This window comes from Peribacillus sp. NPDC055009 (assembly GCF_053608705.1).
The window spans coordinates 1-22,399 of the sequence record NZ_JBSGVZ010000017.1; the positions used below are offsets into that span (position 1 = coordinate 1).

At 43.3% G+C, this 22,399-nt stretch carries 23 protein-coding genes; all 23 read right to left on the reverse strand.

The features are described 5' to 3' along the window. Positions 1-377: 377 nt before the first annotated feature. Positions 378-650, reverse strand: a complete 273-nt coding sequence (locus ACWF5P_RS20730) for an EscU/YscU/HrcU family type III secretion system export apparatus switch protein (RefSeq protein ID WP_397314480.1) — start codon at positions 648-650, stop codon at positions 378-380. Continuing rightward, positions 647-2,566 (reverse strand): hypothetical protein, encoded by a 1,920-nt coding sequence (locus tag ACWF5P_RS20735; RefSeq protein WP_434169063.1) that lies wholly within the window; start codon positions 2,564-2,566, stop codon positions 647-649. The genes ACWF5P_RS20730 and ACWF5P_RS20735 overlap by 4 nt, the downstream gene beginning before the upstream one ends. A 12-nt stretch (positions 2,567-2,578) precedes the next feature. Continuing rightward, positions 2,579-3,361 (reverse strand): ribonuclease HII, encoded by a 783-nt coding sequence (locus ACWF5P_RS20740; protein ID WP_230177691.1) that lies wholly within the window; start codon positions 3,359-3,361, stop codon positions 2,579-2,581. A gap of 140 nt (positions 3,362-3,501) precedes the next feature. Further along, entirely contained in the window at positions 3,502-4,410 is a 909-nt protein-coding gene (gene ylqF, locus ACWF5P_RS20745) for a ribosome biogenesis GTPase YlqF (RefSeq protein WP_101224634.1), read from the reverse strand. 17 nt (positions 4,411-4,427) lie between these two features. Beyond that, positions 4,428-4,988, reverse strand: coding sequence for a signal peptidase I (lepB, locus tag ACWF5P_RS20750; RefSeq protein ID WP_101224633.1), 561 nt, complete (start codon positions 4,986-4,988; stop codon positions 4,428-4,430). A 216-nt stretch (positions 4,989-5,204) separates the two neighbouring features. Further along, positions 5,205-5,552 (reverse strand): 50S ribosomal protein L19, encoded by a 348-nt coding sequence (rplS, locus tag ACWF5P_RS20755; RefSeq protein WP_034313702.1) that lies wholly within the window; start codon positions 5,550-5,552, stop codon positions 5,205-5,207. 130 nt (positions 5,553-5,682) lie between these two features. Beyond that, a complete protein-coding gene (trmD, locus tag ACWF5P_RS20760) occupies positions 5,683-6,417 on the reverse strand; it encodes a tRNA (guanosine(37)-N1)-methyltransferase TrmD (protein ID WP_101224632.1) in 735 nt (244 codons plus the stop codon). Next, complete coding sequence (gene rimM, locus ACWF5P_RS20765) at positions 6,417-6,935, reverse strand: ribosome maturation factor RimM (RefSeq protein WP_434169062.1); 519 nt, start codon at positions 6,933-6,935, stop codon at positions 6,417-6,419. Before rimM ends, trmD begins: the two co-directional genes overlap by 1 nt. A 10-nt stretch (positions 6,936-6,945) precedes the next feature. After that, the gene (locus tag ACWF5P_RS20770) at positions 6,946-7,332 is read right to left on the reverse strand and encodes a YlqD family protein (protein WP_034313711.1); all 387 of its coding nucleotides are present in this window, start codon (positions 7,330-7,332) and stop codon (positions 6,946-6,948) included. Positions 7,333-7,541: 209 nt separating this feature from the next. Beyond that, the gene (locus ACWF5P_RS20775; RefSeq protein ID WP_048684915.1) at positions 7,542-7,772 is read right to left on the reverse strand and encodes a KH domain-containing protein; all 231 of its coding nucleotides are present in this window, start codon (positions 7,770-7,772) and stop codon (positions 7,542-7,544) included. A 13-nt stretch (positions 7,773-7,785) separates the two neighbouring features. Further along, positions 7,786-8,058: a 30S ribosomal protein S16 gene (gene rpsP, locus ACWF5P_RS20780; protein ID WP_057913437.1), complete on the reverse strand. Its 273-nt coding sequence runs from the start codon at positions 8,056-8,058 to the stop codon at positions 7,786-7,788. Positions 8,059-8,211: 153 nt separating this feature from the next. Continuing rightward, on the reverse strand, positions 8,212-9,552 hold the full coding sequence (ffh, locus tag ACWF5P_RS20785) for a signal recognition particle protein (RefSeq protein WP_101224630.1): 1,341 nt from the start codon (positions 9,550-9,552) through the stop codon (positions 8,212-8,214). Between the two features lie 11 nt (positions 9,553-9,563). Continuing rightward, positions 9,564-9,896 (reverse strand): putative DNA-binding protein, encoded by a 333-nt coding sequence (locus ACWF5P_RS20790; protein ID WP_101224629.1) that lies wholly within the window; start codon positions 9,894-9,896, stop codon positions 9,564-9,566. A gap of 217 nt (positions 9,897-10,113) precedes the next feature. Then, on the reverse strand, positions 10,114-11,136 hold the full coding sequence (gene ftsY, locus ACWF5P_RS20795) for a signal recognition particle-docking protein FtsY (protein ID WP_452445221.1): 1,023 nt from the start codon (positions 11,134-11,136) through the stop codon (positions 10,114-10,116). A 27-nt stretch (positions 11,137-11,163) separates the two neighbouring features. Further along, positions 11,164-14,727 (reverse strand): chromosome segregation protein SMC, encoded by a 3,564-nt coding sequence (gene smc / locus ACWF5P_RS20800; RefSeq protein ID WP_452445222.1) that lies wholly within the window; start codon positions 14,725-14,727, stop codon positions 11,164-11,166. A 24-nt stretch (positions 14,728-14,751) separates the two neighbouring features. Beyond that, the gene (gene rnc / locus ACWF5P_RS20805) at positions 14,752-15,492 is read right to left on the reverse strand and encodes a ribonuclease III (protein ID WP_101224626.1); all 741 of its coding nucleotides are present in this window, start codon (positions 15,490-15,492) and stop codon (positions 14,752-14,754) included. 264 nt (positions 15,493-15,756) lie between these two features. Further along, on the reverse strand, positions 15,757-15,990 hold the full coding sequence (locus ACWF5P_RS20810) for an acyl carrier protein (protein WP_034313729.1): 234 nt from the start codon (positions 15,988-15,990) through the stop codon (positions 15,757-15,759). Positions 15,991-16,047: 57 nt separating this feature from the next. After that, complete coding sequence (gene fabG, locus ACWF5P_RS20815; protein ID WP_101224625.1) at positions 16,048-16,791, reverse strand: 3-oxoacyl-[acyl-carrier-protein] reductase; 744 nt, start codon at positions 16,789-16,791, stop codon at positions 16,048-16,050. Beyond that, positions 16,788-17,735: an ACP S-malonyltransferase gene (fabD, locus tag ACWF5P_RS20820; protein ID WP_101224624.1), complete on the reverse strand. Its 948-nt coding sequence runs from the start codon at positions 17,733-17,735 to the stop codon at positions 16,788-16,790. Before fabD ends, fabG begins: the two co-directional genes overlap by 4 nt. 27 nt (positions 17,736-17,762) lie before the next feature. Further along, positions 17,763-18,749: a phosphate acyltransferase PlsX gene (gene plsX, locus ACWF5P_RS20825; RefSeq protein WP_434169059.1), complete on the reverse strand. Its 987-nt coding sequence runs from the start codon at positions 18,747-18,749 to the stop codon at positions 17,763-17,765. 24 nt (positions 18,750-18,773) lie between these two features. After that, positions 18,774-19,331 (reverse strand): transcription factor FapR, encoded by a 558-nt coding sequence (gene fapR / locus ACWF5P_RS20830; RefSeq protein WP_034313744.1) that lies wholly within the window; start codon positions 19,329-19,331, stop codon positions 18,774-18,776. A gap of 119 nt (positions 19,332-19,450) precedes the next feature. Further along, positions 19,451-21,502 carry an ATP-dependent DNA helicase RecG gene (gene recG / locus ACWF5P_RS20835; protein WP_452445223.1) on the reverse strand — a complete coding sequence of 684 codons (2,052 nt, stop codon included), beginning with the start codon at positions 21,500-21,502 and terminating at the stop codon, positions 19,451-19,453. Beyond that, positions 21,499-22,383, reverse strand: a complete 885-nt coding sequence (gene sdaAA / locus ACWF5P_RS20840) for an L-serine ammonia-lyase, iron-sulfur-dependent, subunit alpha (protein WP_101224621.1) — start codon at positions 22,381-22,383, stop codon at positions 21,499-21,501. Before sdaAA ends, recG begins: the two co-directional genes overlap by 4 nt. Between the last annotated feature and the right edge of the window lie 16 nt (positions 22,384-22,399).

Here is a 22,399-nt window from a genome sequence, read left to right on the forward strand (position 1 = left end):
GAGACAGATAATATACTTCTATATCCAGGTTAAAAATGGAGAAAACCTTCTTCTCCGTTGTGTTTTTTCCTTATTAAATTCATATATTTTGGATCTGTAAATCTATTTTCAAAAAAGTCATTACCGTTATAAATCTTCTAAAAATGCCTTCATGAAAGCCTTTTCACTATATTAACCCAGAGGTCGATTCATTGATAAATTACTATTACCCTTGTGTTGATTCAAAGGAAAAGCAAAAGGACAAAGCCATGGCCTTGTCCTTTTGCAAATACATTAGTATTTTTTTAATATAATGAAAATTCATCAGTGATTTCCCTAATATTCTACATAAACCAACAGTAATCCATTTAGCGATATCATCTGGATAATTTAGGAAACTACCGATTCATATCCTTGTCAACTTTATAAATGAATGCGAATACCTCTGCAACAGCTCCATACAATTCTTCTGGAATCGTTTGATTTATATCCAATTGACCTAAAAGTGCAGCAAGCGATTCGTCCCTTTGGATTGGTATATCCAGTTTCATCGCCTTTTCCAGAATAATATCAGCGGTTTTACCTTTTCCCTTCGCCAATATGACGGGCGCTTTAGATGTCTTTTGATCATACTTTAAGGCAATCGCTTCTTTTCGTTTATCATTCATCATATTCGAATATCCACTCCACTATACGAACCGGTTTCTGAAAAAGGTATCGGTTTCCCCCCTTGGTCCCGCTCTTTTTCATTCACGGGATTTACAAAGGAAACCCCTGACAATCTGTATTCCATTTTTTCGAGATTCTCTCTCAGGATGTCAAGATATTGACCGGCTGCCTCTTCAAGGACCGCACCATTCCCATTTATGACCGTCACTTTGATGATTCGGTTTTGAACCTGCATGTCGATGACCGTCTCTTTAAGGCGTTCCAATTCTAAATAAAATAGGACACGGCAGTAATCCGGGTCAATTTTGCCATCTTTTGTTTTTCTTCCGCTCCATTGTAAAGTCAGATCCGTTTGAACAGATCCCAGATTGAGTGGAACTGTAAGAAGTAAATTCTGAATCGGTCCATTTTCCTGTGAAAGGATCTGTTGCGCAGTAATCCGATTTAGGATTTGCTCTGCCATCTCCTTCATAGATGCCGGAATTTGTTCATTCAGCAATTTAAGCAGCAGCGGTTTAAGTGTCTCCAAATCCTTCGGGAAATCCGCCATATCTTCTCCAGAAAGGTTAATGAGTGCATGTTCCAGCTGAAGACCAAGGATCTTGGTCATTTCTTTCAGCTGATGTGCAACAGAAGGTCCATCGGTGAAATCGATTGTTTGAAACTCAGCTTCCAATATAAGTGAAAGGACTAGCTTCTCATTATTCCTAGCGTATTGGGCCTCAGGAAGCCTATTAAGCGACTGGAACAATAATTCAGCCGCCTTACCCTTCGACTCAGCTATTTGATCTGTGTCCTTATTCAAGTAGCCTATAAGGTCATTCACTTCCATTTTTCCTCCTAGTGCCTTTTTAGCTGTTGCTTCGGTAAAAGAACTCTGGAGTAAATGAAAGGCATGAGAGGAAAGTTTTTCTGCAGTAATGTTTTTTCTCGGCATCGAGTGGATATCATGTGGCAGTTTTGCCCCCTCGTGTTCATGACCGTTCAATATGCGATTAATAGCAGTATCGATCTCTTCAACTTTTGCAAATGCTCCGCTTTTTGCCTCGGAAAGCAGCTGCAATCCTTGATGTATTTTATCAACCGCTGAATTCTTAGCAATACCTGACCTAGCCTCAGATCCATCAATTAAATTCTCCAGAAAGACAAATTCCGTCATTCCCTTTGGAATGAAACCCGTCTTTTGGAGCAGGGAAAATGCACCGGATTTCATTTCTGGTGTTGAATCGGAATCCAGCCAAGTGGTGACTAGTTTTTGCAAACCGATTTGTTGAAACTGGTTCTGTTTAGCAACGTGTAAGGAGTCCAATACTTCCCTCAGCTTGCCGGCAGTCCTCGTTTCTGCTTCACCATCCTCCAGCTTTTGCTTGAAGCAACTGAGAAGTTTATGGAAAGGTTCACTTTTGGACTGTGTAAATAAAGCATCAAATACATCTTTTACAAAAGGCAGTTGCTGAATGAACATCGTTTTTATTACAGGCAGACCGGCTTCTGCAGCATCAGCAGCTTTTAACCATTGCATGGCGGGCTGAAAAGTATCCTTGGTTATCGGGAGGCGATTTGTCAGGAGATATTCGGCAAGCTTCAATGCGGACGGTTCGGGCGTTATGCCGAGATGAGCGATTAATTTTGCAGCCGTTCCCTTTATGCCGGAATCGTTCAAATCGGGGGAATTTAAAGCTTTTAACACGAGCCGCCCCTCAATTGGGTGCTGCACTTGAAACCAATGCCTTTCTCCTGTCCGAAGCGGGATATCGAGAGTGGCAATCATTTTTTGGTGGCCAATCTGTACCTCGGCCGTTTGGTTAGGAAAAACTTTATTCACCTTCCCGATAAAGATTTGCCCGTTTTTCCAACTAACAATTCCTTTTATTTCAATAGGTGAAGATAACGGTTGACCGATTGTTATGGATTGCACCACTCCCCCCCCTTAATCCTTCGTTCTTGCAGCTATTTCCTTAACTGGTGCAAAACTTCTTCTATGCCAAGGTGTAAGCCCGTGCGTGTCGAGCGCTTCTAAATGTTGGCTTGTCCCGTAACCCATGTGCTTTTCAAAACCATATTCCGGATATTTCTCACCATATTCCTTCATCATTCTATCACGGGTTACTTTCGCTATTATGGAGGCCGCAGAGATGCTAATGCTTCTTGCGTCCCCCTTTATGAGCGAAAGCTGCGGAATCGGCACATCCAGTTCCATTGCATCGATCAACAAATGATCAGGAAGTTCCGACAGATCGTTCAATGCGGCCACCATTGCCTTTTTCGTAGCTTGATATATATTGATTTCATCAATTACTTCGCTATGTACAACACCTACACCTATGGATAGTGCTTCCTTAAAAATCATTTCATAAAACAGTTCCCTTTTTGCCTCTGGAATCTTTTTGGAATCATTAAGCCCAGGCAAATAAAAAGATTCAGGCAAGATGACTGCACTGGTCACAACTGGTCCTGCCAGAGGTCCTCTTCCCACTTCATCGATACCAGCCAGAATGGAAAACCCCTGTTTTCTCAATTGACGCTCAAACTCCGTCATTTCCGTGAAAGCATCCCTTACCTGTTGTTCTTTTTCATAAGCTCTTTGCCATTTGCTTACTAAGTCGGTTACTCCCTTTCGTCCGTCCTCCCGGCATTTCTGTAAAAATAAATCTTCAGGCTCTCTTATTGTCTTTAACTTTGAGGAGATTTCCTTAATGCTCATTTCGGTTATCATCTATATCACCCATCATATTAATTATCGGCAGCCTAGCTCCCTTTCTACAGTTCAAACAAAAATACGGAGCGGAAAAGAGACATCAAAAAGAGTAAGCCTTTTCGACATCCAATACTCCAGCTCCGTATCAATCCTTTTCACTGATTGTCTTCAACAATCAGGTCATTGTTAATGTTATTCGGGATATCATTCTCTTCATAATCCAAAGGGACCTCAAACGTAAGCGGACCCATCTTTTCTGAACGGATTTCACGTACGACCAACTCTGCGGTCTTGTCATAATCGATGAACCCTCCAGATGCTAAACAGCCCCTGAACTTTCCGACCGCATCGAACAATTCGAGTGTTTCCTGCGGAATTACATCCAGATTATAACGGGATTTCAATCTATCCGGATATTCTTTTTCCAAAAAGCGAAGGCCGTATAATGAGACTTCATGCAAGTTTAAAATCGTATCTTTGATCGCACCTGTCAACGCAAGCTTCAAGCCTACTTCTTGATCCTCGAATTTCGGCCAGAGAATCCCCGGCGTGTCGAGCAATTCCAATTCCTTGCCAACTTTTATCCATTGCTGCGCTTTCGTGACGCCAGGCGTATTCCCTGTTTTGGCAATGTTCTTTTTGGCAAGCCGATTGATTAAAGTCGATTTCCCCACGTTCGGAATGCCGACTATCATGGCACGGATCGCTCTCGGCTTTATTCCTCTTGATTCCATCCGCTCATACTTCTCTTTTAAAAGTTTTTTGGAAGCAGCTGTAATCTGGTTTAAACCGTTTCCAGCCTGTGAGTTAATGGCAATCGCCGTTTTCCCCTGCGATTTATAATGTTCAAGCCACATATTCGTTTTTACCGGATCGGCCATATCAGCTTTATTCAAAAGGATGACCCTCGGTTTATGCTGAATGATTTCATCGATCATCGGATTTCGTGAAGATGCCGGTATCCGGGCATCCACAAGTTCAAAGATGATGTCGATCAGTTTTAATTTCTCTGTTACTTCCCGTCTTGCTTTGGCCATATGGCCAGGGAACCACTGTATTGTCAATGGAATGCACCTTCCTACTATTCCGCCAATCGAAAGTCTTCGATCGGCCAATAAACTAATTTAGTTTTTCCTAACACTTTATCGTAAGGAACGACACCTACGCCAAAATGGCGGCTATCCTTACTAAAACGGCGATTATCCCCCAGGACAAATAGGTGGCCTTCAGGCACCGTTTCTTGTTCTATGACATCACTTAATGTAAAAGGTTCCGTCAAGTCCCCGCCATCAATCAATTGTTCTTTATATTCATCCAAGTATGGCTCATCATAAGCTTTTCCATTCACGTAAAGAGTATCATTTTTATATTCGACTTTTTCCCCAGGCAATCCAATGACCCGCTTTATGTAATCCTTGCCTTCTGGAGCTTCGAAAACGATAATGTCGAATCTTTTCGGTTCACCGATCGAATAGGAAATTTTATTAACGATCATGCGGTCCGTATCCTTTAATGTCGGCATCATGGAATTACCGTCCACAACAATAGGAGCCAGAAGGAAATAACGAATCAGCGTCGCCGCTATAACCGCGATTATGACCGCCTTTGTCCATTCCCACAATTCATTTTTCTTTTTCGCCATCCTTACACACCCTTTTTGAAGCATATCAACAATTATTTTAACATGTTGCGGACGCTATAGCGAGCAGGATTCTATATAGTTTTCACCGTAAGTGTATTCATCGTTTCTTAAAGTGCAAAAAGGGAGCCTGATAAACAAGCTCCCTTTTTGCATGATACTGTTTGGTTATTCACCTTATGTGGATCATGGTAAACCCGCATGAAGATATTCGAAGAATTAACGACGAATTTCTTTAATACGTGCTTTTTTACCACGAAGTTCGCGTAGGTAATAAAGTTTCGCACGACGTACTTTACCGTGACGGATAACTTCTAGTTTCGCAATTTTTGGTGTGTGAACAGGGAAAGCACGTTCTACTCCAACGCCGTAAGAGATCTTACGTACTGTGAAAGTTTCACTAACTCCGCCGCCACGACGTTTGATTACAACGCCTTCAAACAACTGGATACGTTCGCGAGTTCCTTCAATAACCTTTACGTGTACACGTACTGTGTCACCAGGTCTGAATGATGGAAGATCTGAGCGAAGTTGTTCTTTTGTGATTTCGTTAATAAGATTTTGCATCGATTTCAACTCCTCCTGGACGCTCATGCAAATACTTATTGTTTGCAGCGGAACATCGTTATAAGACTGAGCATTTCGCCCAAGTCACAAGGTATATCCTATCATACTATAAACGTCGATGCAATAGAGATCAGTCTTCTTTTTTAATCTCGGACAATAATTTTTCTTCAACTTCCGATAGTTCATAACTATCGAGCAAATCCGGACGCCGAATCCAAGTTCTGCGCAGGGATTCCTTCATCCGCCATTCATCGATTTTTTTATGATTCCCGGATATTAGCGGATCAGGAACTTTCATCCCCCGGAAATCTGCAGGTCTAGTATAATGTGGATGCTCTAACAAACCAGAAGAATAGGAATCAAGAATCGGGGAGTCAACATTTCCAAGAACGCCAGGCAGCAAGCGCACAACGCTGTCAATAATGACCATTGCGCCCAATTCCCCGCCTGTAAGCACAAAGTCGCCTATCGATATTTCATCAGTGACGACATGCTCCCGGATCCGCTCATCATACCCTTCATAATGCCCGCAAATGAAAATGAGATGTTCCTCTTCAGCTAACTCTTCGGCTTTTTTCTGCGTGTAACGCTCTCCCTGGGGGCAAAGCAGGACTACCCTTGGGGTTAGCTCAGCTTGCCCTTTAAGAGCTTCCACGGCATCAAAGATCGGTTGTGCCTTCAATACCATTCCGGCACCGCCGCCATACGGATAATCATCAACCGTCGAATGCTTATTATCTGCATAATCTCGGAAATTGGTCACCTTATAGCTGACAGCCTGCTTTTCCGCAGCCTTTTTTAAGATTGACGAACCAAATACCCCTTCGAACATTTCTGGAAAAAGCGAAAGCACATCGATTTTCATCAGTCTAAAAGTCCTTCCATCGGTGTAATGATGACCTTTTTAGCGGAAATATCTACTTCTTTAACAATTTGTTCAATATACGGAATCAAAATGTCCTTACTGCCAGCTTTCTTAATGACCCAAACATCATTTGCACCAGGCGTAAGAACCTCAATGATTTCCCCAACTTCAATGCCTTCATCCGTAAATACCGAACAGCCGATGATTTCATGGAAGTAGAACTCACCTTCGTCCAATTTACCAAGCTGTGCTTCCTTGACTTTCAGGACCCCGTTTTTAAAAGCCTCGACTTGTCCGACGTTATAATAGTTCTCGAACGTCAATAGGTTAAAGTTTTTATGGGTGCGATGCGACCTGATGACAAGCGGCAAAGGTTTTTTCTCAGTGTCCCTGAACAAATACAGAGTATTTCCCACTTTGTATCGTTTGTCCGGAAAGTCTGTTGAAGAAATAACACGGACTTCTCCTAAAAGACCATGTGTGTTGACAATTTTACCTACATTAAACCATTTTTCCATTCTTTCACCTCTAACGAATTTCCGAGACGATTCCATCTTTAATGACAATGGTCTTCGTTGCCATGATTTCGTCCCAATCTGCCCCAATTTCCACATCAATGATACTTTGAACTTCCCGTTCCTTCAATTCACTTCCGGCGGGAAGGATCTCCAACTGCTCCATTTGAAATTCAAGCAGTTTAATTTTTTCTTGCCTCTGGTTTATTTCTTTTTCGAAATGAGCACGGAGACTAGCAGGTTGGAGAGTTCTTGTTTTTTCAAGTTTTTTCAGTTCAAAGCGAAGCTGTTCACTCTCTTTTTGAAGCTGAAGGCGTTTTGACTTGTATTTCTCGAGGAGCTGATTCTTGCTGGATTCCGTTAATACTTGGTTAACGATTACATTTTGGAGAATTTTCATTCCAGCACCTCCTATTATCTATGATTTCGTATTTCCTTCTAAAAATATGTATGATGGGGTAATCTTTTTGAAATGGGGGTCATTCTCTTAAGTATAACGTAAATCGGTAAAAGATGCGTCTTAAAAGGCGTAAAGTTTAAAGCCCGAATTTGATCAATTGGGATCTAAGCTTTCTTGAAGTACAAAAAAAGGAGGGGAATTAACCCTCCTTATTCGGAAATCTCCAAATAGATTTTCTTCTGCTGTGAAGATCCTGCTGCATATACCACAGTCCGAATCGCCTTAGCAACACGCCCTTGTTTACCGATCACCTTGCCCATATCCTCTTTATGAACGGAGAGGATATAAACAATCCGGTCGGATTCTTCCTTGGAGGTCACGATGACCTCTTCCGGATAATCCACAAGTGCTGAAACAATCGTTTCAATCAGTGCTTTCATCAACTACCGTCGATTACTTGCTGTTTTTTGCAACATGGAATTTTTCCATGATGCCTTGTGTTGAGAATAAGTTACGAACTGTATCAGATGGTTTAGCTCCATCTTGTAACCATTTAAGAGCAAGCTCTTCGTTGATATCAACTTTTGCTGGTTGAGCCACCGGGTTATAAGTTCCTACCACTTCAATGTAACGTCCGTCACGTGGTGAACGAGAATCTGCAACTACAATACGATAGAAAGGAGATTTTTTAGCTCCCATACGTTTTAAGCGAATTTTTACTGCCATTTTAAATAAGCACCTCCGAATAGTTTCACACAAGATAGTATAATATCAAATGTCTTGCATGTTTGTAAAGGTTTTTTTCTTAACAGGTAAAAAAAGTGTTGAAATACATGGCTTCGACCCGTATTTCACCTTAGTTCCGAGCTGAAATAAACCTTACATGAACGGGAATTTAAATCCCTTTTTCTTTCCTTTTTGCATGTTCGTAACCTGTTTCATCATCTTTTTCATTTCTTCGAATTGCTTCAGTAGACGGTTCACTTCTTGAATCGATCTGCCGCTTCCTTTGGCAATCCGTTTCTTGCGGGATGCATTCATGGTTTCCGGATGTTCCTTTTCATGCGTTGTCATTGATCGGATGATAGCTTCAACATGACCGATTTGTTTTTCATCGATCTGAAGGTTGTCCATCCCTTTCATTTTATTCGCACCTGGAATCATTTTCAGAATATCATCAAGCGGTCCCATATTCCGCACCTGACCGAGCTGATCAAGGAAATCATCAAAGGTAAAAGTGGCTGTACGCATCTTTTTCTCTAATTCTTTCGCTTTTTCTTCATCAACATTGGCCTGTGCTTTTTCGATAAGGGTCAACACATCACCCATGCCGAGGATCCTTGACGCCATCCGTTCTGGATGGAAAGCTTCAAGTGCATCCAATTTTTCACCCATACCGACGAATTTAATAGGCGTGTTGGTGACTGAACGAATTGAAAGTGCCGCACCACCACGTGTATCTCCATCAAGTTTCGTTAATACGGCTCCTGTCAGGCCCAGCTGTTCATTGAAACTTTGGGCTACATTGACCGCATCCTGACCGGTCATCGCATCGACAACCAGGAAGATTTCATCTGGTTTTGTCAACTCTTTGATATCCTTCAGTTCGCCCATCAAGTTTTCATCAACATGAAGGCGACCTGCGGTATCAATCAACACATAATCATGATGTTCTTCCTTAGCTTTTTCAATTGCCTGTTTAGCAATTTCAACAGGACTGACCTGGTCCCCAAGGGAGAAAACAGGCATGCTTAATTGTTTGCCAAGTGTTTCAAGCTGCTTAATCGCCGCCGGACGGTAAATATCAGCCGCAACGAGCAATGGCTTGCGGTTGTATTTTTTCCTTAGAAGATTGGCAAGCTTTCCGGTGGTCGTCGTTTTACCTGCACCTTGAAGACCTACCATCATGATGACAGTCGGTGGTTTCGAGGCAACGGCAATCTTGCTTTGTTCGCCGCCCATCAGCTCCGTCAATTCTTCCTTGACTACCTTTATTACCTGTTGACCGGGGGTTAAGCTTTTCAGCACTTCCTGACCTACCGAACGTTCACTGACACGTTTTACAAAATCCTTCACGACTTTAAAGTTAACATCCGCTTCAAGCAGGGCCAATCGAACTTCACGCATCATTTCTTTAACGTCCGCTTCGTTGACTTTCCCTTTTCCACGGATCTTTTGCATCGTGCTCTGCAGTCGGTCGGCCAATCCTTCAAATGCCATATTGCCGCCTCCTAATCCAACTTCTCAAGCGTTGTGATTGCTTCTAGCAGCTTCTCTTTTGAAAAGGAATCCTTTTCTATGAGTCCCTTCATATTCGCAATCCACTGGTTACGCTCTTGAAATTTTTGAAATAACAACAGCTTTGCTTCATATTCCTCAAGCATCGCTTCTGTTCTTTTTATATTATCATAGACTGCCTGCCTACTGACTTCGTATTCATCGGCAATCTCGCCAAGAGAGTAATCATCCAGATAGTAGAGGGACATATAGCTCTGCTGCTTCTCTGTTAACAACGATTGGTAAAAGTCATACAAATAATTAATCCGCGTTGTCTTTTCAAGCATCTTAGCAAGCCTCCCTGCTGTTAAGTGAAAACCCTTTACAAGTTTATATTGTAAAGCCTTGTTTATTTGATGTCAAGTTAAACTCCTTACCACTTGTTTGCAAAGCATTATTTTTTTCTTTATTCCGCTTTTTTAGACCTTTATGCAATTGTTTCCCTAATTTACACAGTGAACGAAAAACCAGAAGAGAATTATCTCTTCCGGCTTACAATTTTTCTTAAACCTCTTCTTTATCGATGATATCAGCAAAAAGGCCATAAACATATTTCTCAGCATCGAATTCCTGTAGATCGTCCATTTTTTCACCTAGCCCGACAAATTTAACGGGTATGGCCAATTCATTGCGAATTGCCAAAACAATTCCGCCTTTTGCGGTGCCATCAAGCTTTGTTAAAACAATACCGGAAACATTGGTCGCTTCCTTGAATGTTTTTGCCTGAATGAGGGCATTTTGTCCAGTTGTTGCGTCAAGGGCAAGCAACACCTCATGTGGTGCACCAGGTACTTCACGTTCAATTACACGTTTCACCTTTTCCAATTCCTTCATTAAGTTCACTTTATTCTGTAAGCGACCGGCAGTATCACAGATCAAGATATCCGCTTTTCGTGCCTTGGCGGCCTGAATGGCGTCGAACATGACCGCTGCAGGGTCAGAGCCTTCACCCTGTTTGATTACACTGACGCCGACACGCTCTCCCCAAACCTCAAGCTGTTCAATCGCACCGGCACGGAAGGTATCCCCTGCAGCCAATACGACTGATTTACCTTCCATTTTGAATCTATGGGCAAGTTTACCAATGGTCGTCGTTTTACCTACCCCATTAACCCCTACAAACAAAATGACCGTCAAACCCTCTACTTGTATATTCAGGCTTGAAGTCGCTTCATCATCACCTTGGTAGATTTCCACTAGCTTTTCGGAAATAACGGACTGCACTTCCCTCGTATCAGAGATATTACGAAGCTTGACTTCCCTTTTCAATTGATCAATCAGTTCCATCACAGTATCAAAGCCTACATCTGCCTGTATCAGGATTTCTTCAAGTTCTTCAAAAAAGTCCTCATCCACTTTCCGATAACGGGCAACAAGTTCATTAACCCTTCCTGTAAAGGAATTCCTCGTCTTTGTCAAACCTTGCTTGAATTTTTCCCCTATGGATACTTCTGCTTCGACTGATTTTTCTTTTTCTTTTTCTTCCTGGGTCGTAAATTTCTCTTTTAGCTTTTTGAAAAAACTCATTGTCCCACTTCCTCTAATTCATGAATTTTAAACTTCAATAAAGTTTTCTGATTCTTCCATCCGGACGGAAACAAGTTTGGAGACGCCTGACTCTTGCATCGTAATGCCATATAGGACATCTGCTTCTTCCATCGTGCCTTTGCGGTGAGTAATCACGATGAACTGCGTTTCCCTGCTGAACTTCCTTAAAAATTGACTGAACCGGACAACATTCGCCTCATCAAGCGCTGCCTCGACTTCATCAAGGATACAGAAAGGCACCGGACGCACTTTTAGAATGGAGAATAAAAGGGCTATGGCTGTCAATGCTCTTTCTCCCCCGGATAAGAGACTCAAATTTTGCAGTTTTTTCCCGGGAGGCTGTGCAATGATATCCACACCTGTATTTAGTAAATCATCCGGATTTGTCAGTTTCAGCTCGGCTCTGCCTCCGCCAAATAAAGCTTTGAAGACTTGTTCGAATTCTTCACGGATCGAATAGAAGGTATCCGCAAAGCGCCGCTTCATTTCATCATCCATTTCATCTATGACCTGGAATAATGTATCCTTCGCCTGTTGAAGGTCTTCCTTTTGACTTAGAAGGAATTCATAGCGTTCAGCTACACGTGCGTATTCATCAATTGCACCTAGATTCACCGTTCCCAGTTCCTCGATTGCAAGCTTGATGAGCTTCACCCTTTTTTGAGCTTCTTCTGCAGGCATCATCAATGGATACTGTTCTTTAGCACCTTCAAAGGAAAGGGTATATTCTTCTCTCAAGTGCTCGAGACGATTTTCCAGTTCGACATCCAGACGAGTTAATTTCACTTCTTCATCCTTTATCACTTCGACAATGCCTCTATAAAGTCGATTTTCTTCTTTTAAGGACAGTTCAAGCGATTCAACTTCCTTTAGAAGCTCGTTTTTTTCCTGTTTTTTTATGGTGATTCCTTCAATTGCCCCATTTTTGTCAAGCAATTTCTGCTGAGCCATATCTTCCAGTGACTCTTCCCCGCTTGAACTGTCTGTCATTTCATTGGTAAGGAGGCCTAAATCATCTTTGTTTTCGGCAAGCCTGCTTGTTTCCTTTGAAAGATCCGATTCAATGCGTTCCATCTTCTCTTTTTGGTTTTGCAGCTGGCCACGCTTAGAGGCAAGCATTACCCTCAGTTCATTCGTTTCTTCAGCAAGGCTCTCCTTTGAGGATTGTTGGGATTGCTTTTGTTCCGTCATTTCGGAAATCAACTTGTCAAGCCCCTCAATTTCCGATTTACATGAGTCCAAAAGTTCTTCCAGCTCTTCAAGTCTTGCTGTTTTTTGCTGCTGTTCTTCTAAATATGAATTTTTATCCAAATCATAAAGATGCAGCCGTTCATTCACATTTCTTTCCTGCAGCTCCACTTCACGGAGTTCACCCTTAAGGGTTTGTTCTTGTAAACGAAGTCTCTCTCCTGTTTTTCTGGTTTGTTCAAGCGTTTGCTCTTGAAGACCCACATCCACTTTGAGCTGTTTGACTTGCTTTTCTAGCTGATTCGTTTTAGCTTCCATGGCAGCAAGTTTTTGTTGGAGCTCTTCCAATTCCGTTTTCCTTGAAAGCAGGGAGGTCGTTTTTTGCTTTAAGGCTCCGCCAGTCATTGAACCGCCTGGATTGACGATATCCCCCTCAAGCGTTACGAAGCGGAAACGGTGCTGCATCATTTTCGCCAGGTCATTTGCGCCTTTCAAATCAGTGGTGATGATCACGGTTCCCAATAGGTTTTCAGCAATCGCTGCATGCCTATCATCATATTGGATCAATGAGGAACCAGTCCCTACAAAAGCGGAATGGCTCTTCAGCATCGATAATTGGTTAGCTGATATCTCTCTTGCCTTTATGACTGATAAAGGCAAGAACGTCGCACGCCCATACCTATTTTTCTTCAAGAATGAAATGGCTTCCCGTGCATGCTCCTCGCGTTCCACGACAACATGCTGCATCGCTCCGCCCAGAGCCGTTTCGATGGCCGTTTCATATTCCTTTGGAACCTTTATCAATTCCGCAACTGCCCCTTCAATGCCTGGAAGGGTTTCTTTCGCTTTCAAAACCTCTTTTACACCCTGAAAGAAGCCTGCATAATCATCTTCCATTTCTTCAAGCAGTTCCTTACGTGATTTTGCCTGTTGAAGGAATTGATAGGCCTTATAAAGGGTGGTTTCTTGTTTTTGATACGTATCTTTTGCCGCATTCAATTTATTCTGCTGATTTCGGAAATAAGTGACATGCTCTTCAAGCTGCTTGGTCATATTGTCCATCAGCTTTGAATATTCCATTTTTTTAGCAGTGATATCCATTCTTTCGGTTAAGAACTTTTCATTTTCCATGTCAAGTTTAGCATTTTTATGTTCCTGCTGTGTTAGCTGCTGGAGCAGGTATTGTTTTTCGTTTTTAGCCGATGCCTGCTTGTTCAACCACTCGATATAGTCACTCTTTTTCGCTTCGATCATCGCTTCGATATCACTATTGAATAGGCCCAGGCTTTTTTGTTTTTCATGTAGAGTTTCAGAAATCCCCTTCACTTCCAAGTTCAGTGCATTCAGGATTTCCGTTTCTCTTTCCTTTTGCAAAGACAGACGCTCGACAGCAGCCTCACCTTCCACAATCGCTTTTTCCAGCTGTGACTTGTTTTGGGCGGCATTCTTTTTCCGTTCTTTCAAAACTTCTTTACGGCCTTCAAGCTTTTCAAGTTCTTCGCTGGCATTCAGGAGAATTTCCTGAAGACCATTGATCGATGTCTCAAGCGTCGCAAGACTATCCCTTAGCTTTTTGAGATGAGCTTCCCTATCATGAAGCTGTCCTGCCATTTGCTGTTCCATTTCATTATGTTTTTCAAGTTCCTGTGATAGGTTTTCCCATTTTTCATAAAGTTCTTCTATTTCAAAAACGGTTAAAGCCACTTCTATTTGCTCAAGCTCGTCTTTCTTCGCCAAAAATTCCTTGGCGAGGGAAGACTGAATTTTTAACGGCTCCACCTGCCCCTCCAATTCATGGAGGATATCATGGACACGGTTTAAGTTATCCTGTGTTTCCGTCAGCTTCGATTCCGCTTTTCGTTTTCTCGTTTTATACTTCAGGACACCGGCTGCTTCTTCAAAAATCACTCGTCTTTCTTCAGCTTTACTGCTAAGGATTTCTTCCACTTTCCCTTGGCTGATGATGGAAAACGCTTCTCTCCCAAGACCAGAATCCATGAAAAGGTCTATGATGTCTTTCAGACGGCAACCTTGATTATTAATGAAAAATTCACTTTCTCCCGATCGATATACACGTCTTGTCACACTGACTTCATGAAAGTCAATCGGCAGGGAATTGGTCTCGTTATCAAGGGTCAATGATACTTCCGCAAAATTCAACGCTTTCCTCGTGTCACTTCCCGAAAAGATGATATCTTCCATTTTTGCTCCACGCAGTGATTTCGCAGACTGCTCTCCAAGTACCCATCGGACTGCATCGGTCACATTACTTTTACCGCTTCCGTTTGGTCCAACCACTGCCGTGACACCAGGTACAAAATCAATCGAAATTTTCTCTGCGAAAGATTTAAATCCTACAACGTCCAAACGTTTGAGGAACATGACCTTTCCCCCTCTACTGTTCAACTATCTTGTTGATTTTTTTTCTTTTAAAACGATCAATGCATGCTCGGCAGCATGCTGCTCCGCTTCTTTTTTGGACTTTCCTATTCCAGAGCCCAGCTCTTCCCCATTCAAGGAGACGGTCGAAACAAACTCCCGATTATGAGCCGGTCCTTTTTCCTGCAAGATCTTATATTGCAGGACACCGATGGCATCACGCTGGATCAGCTCCTGAAGCTGGCTCTTATAATCCATCACATGAGAAAAAGCACCCTCGTCTATCTTCGGAAACACAACATTCGTCAAAAACTGAACAACTGGCTCTAATCCTTGATCAAGGTACAAAGCTCCAATATAGGCTTCGAATACATCCGCAAGCATGGCAGGGCGTTCTCTTCCGCCTGTCATTTCTTCCCCTTTTCCGAGCAATACATATTCCCCGTAAGAAAGACTATTGGCAAAAGCAACAAGTGAAGGCTCACATACAATGGCTGCCCTCAGTTTGGTAAGTTCACCTTCGCTCATCATCGGATATTTTTGATATAAGTATTTAGAGATGGTCAGTTCAAGTACAGCGTCTCCCAAAAATTCAAGCCTTTCATTATCTTCATAAGGCTTACGGCGATGCTCATTCACATAAGATGAATGTGTAAAAGCTTGTTTCAATAAATTTTCATCTTTAAAATGAAAACCCAGATTTTCTTGCAACTGTTTAAATTTATTATCCTTAATTGATGGTTTACGATTATTTCCGTTCCTACGCATCTCACAAAACCCTCCACAACGGTTCAAAAAGCATATTTTTCCAATATATAAAAAGAAACCTGGCAGGAATTCCTGTCAAGCTTTCCTATGTACCATCATACATTATTATCCGCTTAAAGAAAACCAATGGCAAAAGACCACTGCCATGCAGGCGGTGCTTACCCGCGTACATGCTCATTCCCTTATCTTACGCGGCATCAAACTTCTTTAGCAATAAGAGAAAGCCCCGTTAAAAAACGGAGCTTTTAGTCAAATGACAATTCATTACATAGTGCTTTGTATGTAATTCACAGCATCACCTACTGTGGCGATTTTTTCAGCGTCATCGTCCGAAATTTCCATATCAAACTCGTCTTCGAATTCCATGACTAGTTCAACTACATCCAGGGAATCGGCACCAAGATCTTCTTTGAAAGAAGCTTCAAGTTTTACCTCTGATTCTTCTACGTTCAAACGATCTACAACGATTTTAGTTACTCTTTCTAATACATCTGCCAATGTGTTCACCTCCCCTCAAGACATTATAAATTAATTTCGAAAAAAATCAAAGAAAACTTACATGACCATTCCGCCATCTACATGAAGTGTTTGCCCAGTCATATATTTGCTGGCATCGGAAGCGAGGAAAGACGCCACTGCAGCAATATCTTTAGGGTCACCGAAGCGTGCAAGCGGAATTTGGTCCAGCATGGCTTTTTGGACGTCTTCAGGCAATTCCCCAGTCATATCCGTTGAGATGAAACCTGGGGCAATCGCATTGACCGTAATGCCTCTTGAAGCAAGTTCCTTTGCCGTGGTTTTAGTCAAACCGATCACACCAGCTTTAGCCGCTACATAATTAGCCTGCCCCGCATTTCCGCTGACGCCGACGATCGATGCCATATTGATGATCCTGCCGCTGCGCTGCTTCATCATTTGCCTTGTAACCGCCTTTGTGCATAGGAACACGCCTTTAAGATTCGTATTGATCACAGAATCCCATTCATCTTCTTTCATACGCATCAATAGGTTATCACGTGTGATACCTGCATTATTAACCAGGATATCCACTCTGTCAAACTGTTCGATGACCTCTTTGATCATGCTTGTCACCGATTCACTATTTGCAACATCGCATTGGATGGCAAATGCTTTACGGCCCAATGCCTTGATTTCATCAACCACTTCATTCGCTTTAGCTTCACTGCCGGAATAGTTGATGGCAACGTCTGCTCCCTGACGGGCAAGTTCCAATGCAACTTCCCTCCCAATACCTCGTGAAGCTCCCGTTACAAGTGCTTTTTTACCTTCGAGGATCATGCTTGTACCCCCTTCAATGTTTCAATTGTTTTAGTTAGAGTATCTATATCGGAAACCGAATGAATTTGAACGGAACGATCGATTTTCTTTATCAATCCGCCCAATACTTTCCCCGGGCCCACCTCGATGAACGTATCCACGCCCAATTCAAGCAGATTTTTCACGCTGTCTTCCCAAAGGACCGGTGAATACAGCTGTTCGATTAATTTTTCTTTAATTTCAGCAGGTGCTGTAATGGGCTTAGCCGTTACGTTTGAAATGACAGGAATTTCAGCCTGTTTGAAGCTTACTTCATCGAGGACACCCTGTAACTTTTCTGCTGCCGGTTTCATTAATTCCGAATGGAACGGTCCACTCACTTCAAGAGGAAGAGCACGTTTAGCCCCATTTTCCTTGGCTTTTGCACTTGCAAGTTTAACACCTTCGGAGGTGCCTGAAATGACGATTTGCCCTGGACAATTGATATTGGCCAATTGAACGGATTCACCAGTGGCCGTAATTTCAGAAGTGACTTCAGATAGAGCTTCACGGTCCATTCCCAATATCGCAGCCATTGAGCCTTGGCCATTCGGTACCGCAGCTTCCATGAATTCACCACGTTTACGCACTGTATATACGGCATCTTCAAAAGAAATTGCGCCAGATGCCACTAATGCCGTATATTCACCTAAGCTGTGCCCGGCTGTATAATCTGGTTTGATCCCCGCTTCTTCCAGCTCCTTGACAAAAGCATAACTCGTGGTCAATAAAGCAGGCTGTGCATTATAAGTCACCGTTAATTCTTGTTGTGTGCCATTAAAGATCAATTCGGAAAGTGGGAAATCAAGTTTTTCATCTGCTGATCGAAAAATTTGCTGAGCACGCTCGTTTTCCTGAAATAAGCCATGCCCCATTCCTATTGATTGTGATCCTTGTCCTGGAAAGACAAAAGCAATTTTACCCATATGTTACTCCCCTGCCTCTATGATTTATTATTGTTTTTCTATCGTCTCCGCAATTGTCGATATGACGTCATTTCCAACCATATCGCGAGTCTGGCGTATTGCATTATAGACTGCATTCGCATCTGAAGAACCATGAGCCTTAATGACAGGGGCCTTCAAACCGAAGAGGCCGGCACCGCCATACTCCGAGTAATCCATTTTATTTTTTATGCCTTTTAGTTCAGGCTTTACCATTGCTGCGGCCAGCTTACTCTTTAGGTTGCTCATCAAGGCCGCTTTTACCATTTTAAATACACCCATAGCAGTACCTTCAAGCGTCTTTAACACCATATTTCCCGTGAAGCCGTCGGTCACGACAACATCTGCCGGCCCGCTTAGGAGGTCCCTTGCCTCTACATTGCCTATAAAGGATATCTCCGATGATTGCTGCAGTAACGTAAAGGCTTGCTTAGTCAGTTCATTCCCCTTTTTTTCTTCTGTTCCGATATTAAGTAATCCGACACGGGGCTTTTCGATTCCCCGAACTTTTTGAGCATAAACAGACCCCATTATGGCGAATTGAAGGAGATGCTCCGGTTTCGCATCGGAGTTCGCGCCTACATCCAGTAGTACAAAACCTTTGCCATCGATTGTCGGAAGGGTTGGAGCCAACGCCGGACGTTCAATGCCTTCTATCCTTCCGACCACAAACAAGCCTGCAGCCATTAGCGCCCCTGTATTGCCTGAAGAAATGCATGCATCCGATTCTCCGTCAGCCACTTGCTGTGCAGCCAAGACCATCGAGGCGCTTTTCTTGCGGCGAACCGCACGAACAGGTTCATCGGTGCTTAATATTTTTTCATCAGTATGTATAACCTTTATACGGCCATGTTTCGCTAAGTATTGGTTAATCTCCGATTCATTGCCTATCAAGGTGATTTCCACATCGGAAAAAGCCTCGACAGCTTTCATAGCTCCCAAAACCTGTGCCTTGGGAGCATTATCGCCACCCATTGCATCTATCGTTATCTTCATTTTCTTTCATCCTTTACTAGCAAGTTAAGAGCGATACATTTCGAACTCGCCTTTAAAAACCAGTTCATTACCCACGTAGCTTCTAACCTCCACCACGGAACGATCGTTGGTGTGGTCCACGTTTTTAACCCTAGCTTTAGCTACCACTCTTTCATTTTCCTTTACAGAACGAGTAAATAAAATGGATGCTTTCGCAGTTAATGCCAATTCATCATTTATGACTGCTACAGCCAATGAATTTGCTTGGGCAAAAAGGTGATGTCCCCTCGCAATTCCATTCCGCTTAAAGACATGCTCCTTATTTATATCCAAAATCGAAATTGCATTGTCATCTAAATTAAGATCAATTACTTCCCCGATGATTTCATCCAAAGGCAATGCCCTGATTTCGTCACTGAATTTTTTCTCGGCCACGCTTTTAATACGTTCACGCAGTTCCGGTATCGATAATTCAAGACGGTCAAGCCTAATGGTCTGGACGCTCACCGAATATTTTTCAGCCAGCTCCTCATCCGTTACAAAAGGATTCTGTTTAATCGTTTCGATTAATAATTGCTGGCGTTCCTTCTTATTTCTTCGCATTTGAAGGTCACCATCCGTAGTATTATGACTAGGTACTAATAGTAGTATATATATTTTAAAAACAGATTGCAAGATATTGAGTAAAATCTCACAATCTGCTATTGGTTTTTTGATTCAGTTCAGTCCAGCTTTTCTCCCGTGAATACTCCCGTTCCCGCTAAATAGTTCCGCAGCGGTGCATACTCAGGGGAATGCCAAAAGCTTTGGGAGGCAATCAATTTTGCAGCATCTTCCCTTGCCACTTCCAAAGTCCTGTAATCATGGACCATGTCGGCTACCTTGAACTCGGGAAGGCCGCTTTGTTTTTTACCGAAGAAGTCCCCGGGGCCGCGTAGTTCCAAATCTTTTTCGGAAAGGGCGAATCCATCGTTTGTCTCGGTCATGATTTTCATCCGTTCTTTGCCGACTTCCGTTTTCGGATCAGCCAGCAGGATGCAAAAGGACTGATCGCTTCCCCGTCCAACCCTTCCGCGCAACTGATGCAACTGTGAAAGCCCAAAGCGCTCCGCATCATAAATGACCATTACCGTTGCATTTGGAACATTCACCCCAACCTCGACAACCGTCGTGGAAACAAGGATTTGTGCTTCATTGGCACTAAACTGCTGCATCACTTCGTCTTTTTCATCCGCGGGCAGCCGGCCATGCATAAGTCCAACTTTGTACCTGTTCGCAAAGTATTGAGTCAGCATTGCATGAACATCGAGAACATTCTGTAAAGAATCGAGTTTCTCCGACTCCTCAATCAATGGACAGATAACGTAAGCCTGTCTCCCTTTCTTTAGTTCCTTTTCGACGAATGTTAAGATCCGATCAAGCATTTGGTGTTTTGCCCAATAGGTTTCTATTGCTTTACGCCCGGCAGGCATTTCATCGATCGTCGAGACGTCCATTTCCCCAAACACTGTAATTGCAAGCGTTCGCGGAATCGGGGTAGCCGTCATGAAAAGTACATCTGGATTTGTACCCTTTTCACGAAGGATCCGGCGCTGCTCCACACCGAAACGATGTTGTTCATCCGTTATGACAAGTCCGAGATTTCGAAAATTCACTTCATCCTGTATCAATGCATGTGTTCCTATCAAAAGATCTAGCTCCCCGGATTCCAGCATTTGCAATAGTTCCTTGCGCTTTTTGCCTTTTACCGAACTTGTCAACAATGCGACCTTCACTCCACTTGGTTCCAACATCGCCTTTAGCGATTGAGTATGCTGCTCAGCCAAGATTTCCGTCGGGACCATTAATGCACCTTGGAAACCTGCTGTAATCGTCGCCTTCAGGCATATCGCCGCAACCACCGTTTTTCCAGACCCGACATCCCCTTGAAGCAGGCGATTCATCCTGTAGGGAGATTTCATGTCATTCATTATTTCCTCGACGACCCTATTCTGAGCGTTCGTCAAAGGAAAAGGGAGAGTTCCAACAAAGGCTTCCAGCTGCTCCATGTCAAACTCCTGGCCAATTCCTTTTGACTGCTCCCGCTGCACTTTACGAAGTGCCTGCATTTTAAGTTGAAACAATAAAAATTCTTCATACACAAAACGGCGGCGAGCCTTTTTCACCTCATTGGCCGATTGAGGGAAATGCATGGTACGAAGAGCGGCGTTACGCGGCATCAGCTTGTATGCGGACAATAATTGCGGAGGCAGATTTTCTTCTATCATTGCCCCATATTCAGAAAATGCATTGGAGATAAAACGGCGGAGCCCTTTGACAGTAATGCTGCCCTTCACAGAGTATACCGGTTCGAACTCTTTCTCCCGGCTACGATCGCCAACGTGGCATTCCGAGCCTGTAATGGTTTGGCGATGACGATCCCACTTTCCTGTTACCGTTACGGTTTCGCCTATCGCAAGCTTCGGCTTCAGATATGGCTGGTTAAAAAAAATCACATTTATTAAATATCTCCCAGTTAACACTTTAATCGTAAGCCTGGATTTTTTCTTTCCGAAGTACCCTAATGTAGGCACCGTATGAACTTTGCCTTCTATGGTAACCCGCTCATCATGCTCGACCGTTTCTAAATCCCTCAATCGGTAATCTTCATAGCGATATGGGAGGTGTTCAAGGAGATCCGCGACGGTATGGATCTCCATTTCCCCCAAAGTTGCCGCCGTTTCGGCCCCAATGCCCTTTACTGCTGTTATGGGTTCCTGTAAAGCGGGACTCACTTCTTATTCAGCGGCAAGCCAAAGATTTTGGCTTCCAACTCCCGTCCAGTCGGTGTAGCCGCTAAACCTCCTTGTGCAGTTTCCCTAAGAGCCGATGGCATCGTTTGCCCGATTTTGTACATCGCATCAATCACTTCATCACACGGTATGCGGCTTGTGATCCCCGCTAGCGCCATATCTGCGGCAACCATAGCATTGGCTGCCCCCATGGCATTACGCTTCACACAAGGCACCTCCACAAGCCCAGCAACAGGGTCACACACAAGGCCAAGCATGTTCTTTAATGTGATTGCCATCGCTTCTGCACTTTGTGCAGGTGTCCCTCCTGCCATTTCAACGATGGCTGCCGCCGCCATGCCCGAAGCAGAACCGACTTCAGCCTGACAGCCTCCTGCGGCTCCTGAGATAGAAGCATTATTCGCTACAACAAAACCAAACGCCCCTGCTGTAAATAGAAACTCAATTTTCTGTTCCCGATTCGGCTTTAACTTATTTTGCAAAGCAAAAAGGGTCCCAGGCACAACACCGGCAGATCCGGCAGTAGGTGTCGCACAAATCGTTCCCATGGCTGCGTTCACTTCGTTTGTTGCCACCGCTTTGCTTACCGCATCCAGCAGCAGTTCACCGGATAAGGAATTTCCTGATTTAATGTATGTCTGAAGAAGGACTGCATCCCCTCCCGTCAGGCCGGAAACGGACCGGACACCTTGAAGTCCTTTTTCAACTGCCTGTTCCATTACATCCAGGTTGACTCCCATCTGGCGGATGATTTCTTCACGGCTTTTTCCCGTTACTTCCATTTCCTGTTCTATCATGAGCGTTGAAATTTTTTTTTGCTTTGATTCAGCTAATTCTACTAATTCCGCTACATTACGAAACATGATTTCTTCTCCTTCC

Excerpts from the sequence above, each read along its gene's own strand:
- ACWF5P_RS20730 (WP_397314480.1), bottom strand. The coding sequence starts at position 650 with ATGATGAATGATAAACGAAAAGAAGCGATTGCCTTAAAGTATGATCAA.
- lepB (WP_101224633.1), bottom strand. The coding sequence starts at position 4,988 with ATGGCGAAAAAGAAAAATGAATTGTGGGAATGGACAAAGGCGGTCATA.
- rplS (WP_034313702.1), bottom strand. The coding sequence starts at position 5,552 with ATGCAAAATCTTATTAACGAAATCACAAAAGAACAACTTCGCTCAGAT.
- trmD (WP_101224632.1), bottom strand. The coding sequence starts at position 6,417 with ATGAAAATCGATGTGCTTTCGCTTTTTCCAGAAATGTTCGAAGGGGTA.
- rimM (WP_434169062.1), bottom strand. The coding sequence starts at position 6,935 with ATGGAAAAATGGTTTAATGTAGGTAAAATTGTCAACACACATGGTCTT.
- ACWF5P_RS20770 (WP_034313711.1), bottom strand. The coding sequence starts at position 7,332 with ATGAAAATTCTCCAAAATGTAATCGTTAACCAAGTATTAACGGAATCC.
- ACWF5P_RS20775 (WP_048684915.1), bottom strand. The coding sequence starts at position 7,772 with ATGAAAGCACTGATTGAAACGATTGTTTCAGCACTTGTGGATTATCCG.
- rpsP (WP_057913437.1), bottom strand. The coding sequence starts at position 8,058 with ATGGCAGTAAAAATTCGCTTAAAACGTATGGGAGCTAAAAAATCTCCT.
- ffh (WP_101224630.1), bottom strand. The coding sequence starts at position 9,552 with ATGGCATTTGAAGGATTGGCCGACCGACTGCAGAGCACGATGCAAAAG.
- ACWF5P_RS20790 (WP_101224629.1), bottom strand. The coding sequence starts at position 9,896 with ATGCTTGAAAAGACAACGCGGATTAATTATTTGTATGACTTTTACCAA.
- ftsY (WP_452445221.1), bottom strand. The coding sequence starts at position 11,136 with ATGAGTTTTTTCAAAAAGCTAAAAGAGAAATTTACGACCCAGGAAGAA.
- smc (WP_452445222.1), bottom strand. The coding sequence starts at position 14,727 with ATGTTCCTCAAACGTTTGGACGTTGTAGGATTTAAATCTTTCGCAGAG.
- rnc (WP_101224626.1), bottom strand. The coding sequence starts at position 15,492 with ATGCGTAGGAACGGAAATAATCGTAAACCATCAATTAAGGATAATAAA.
- fabG (WP_101224625.1), bottom strand. The coding sequence starts at position 16,791 with ATGATCCTCGAAGGTAAAAAAGCACTTGTAACGGGAGCTTCACGAGGT.
- fabD (WP_101224624.1), bottom strand. The coding sequence starts at position 17,735 with ATGGGTAAAATTGCTTTTGTCTTTCCAGGACAAGGATCACAATCAATA.
- plsX (WP_434169059.1), bottom strand. The coding sequence starts at position 18,749 with ATGAAGATAACGATAGATGCAATGGGTGGCGATAATGCTCCCAAGGCA.
- fapR (WP_034313744.1), bottom strand. The coding sequence starts at position 19,331 with ATGCGAAGAAATAAGAAGGAACGCCAGCAATTATTAATCGAAACGATT.
- sdaAA (WP_101224621.1), bottom strand. The coding sequence starts at position 22,383 with ATGTTTCGTAATGTAGCGGAATTAGTAGAATTAGCTGAATCAAAGCAA.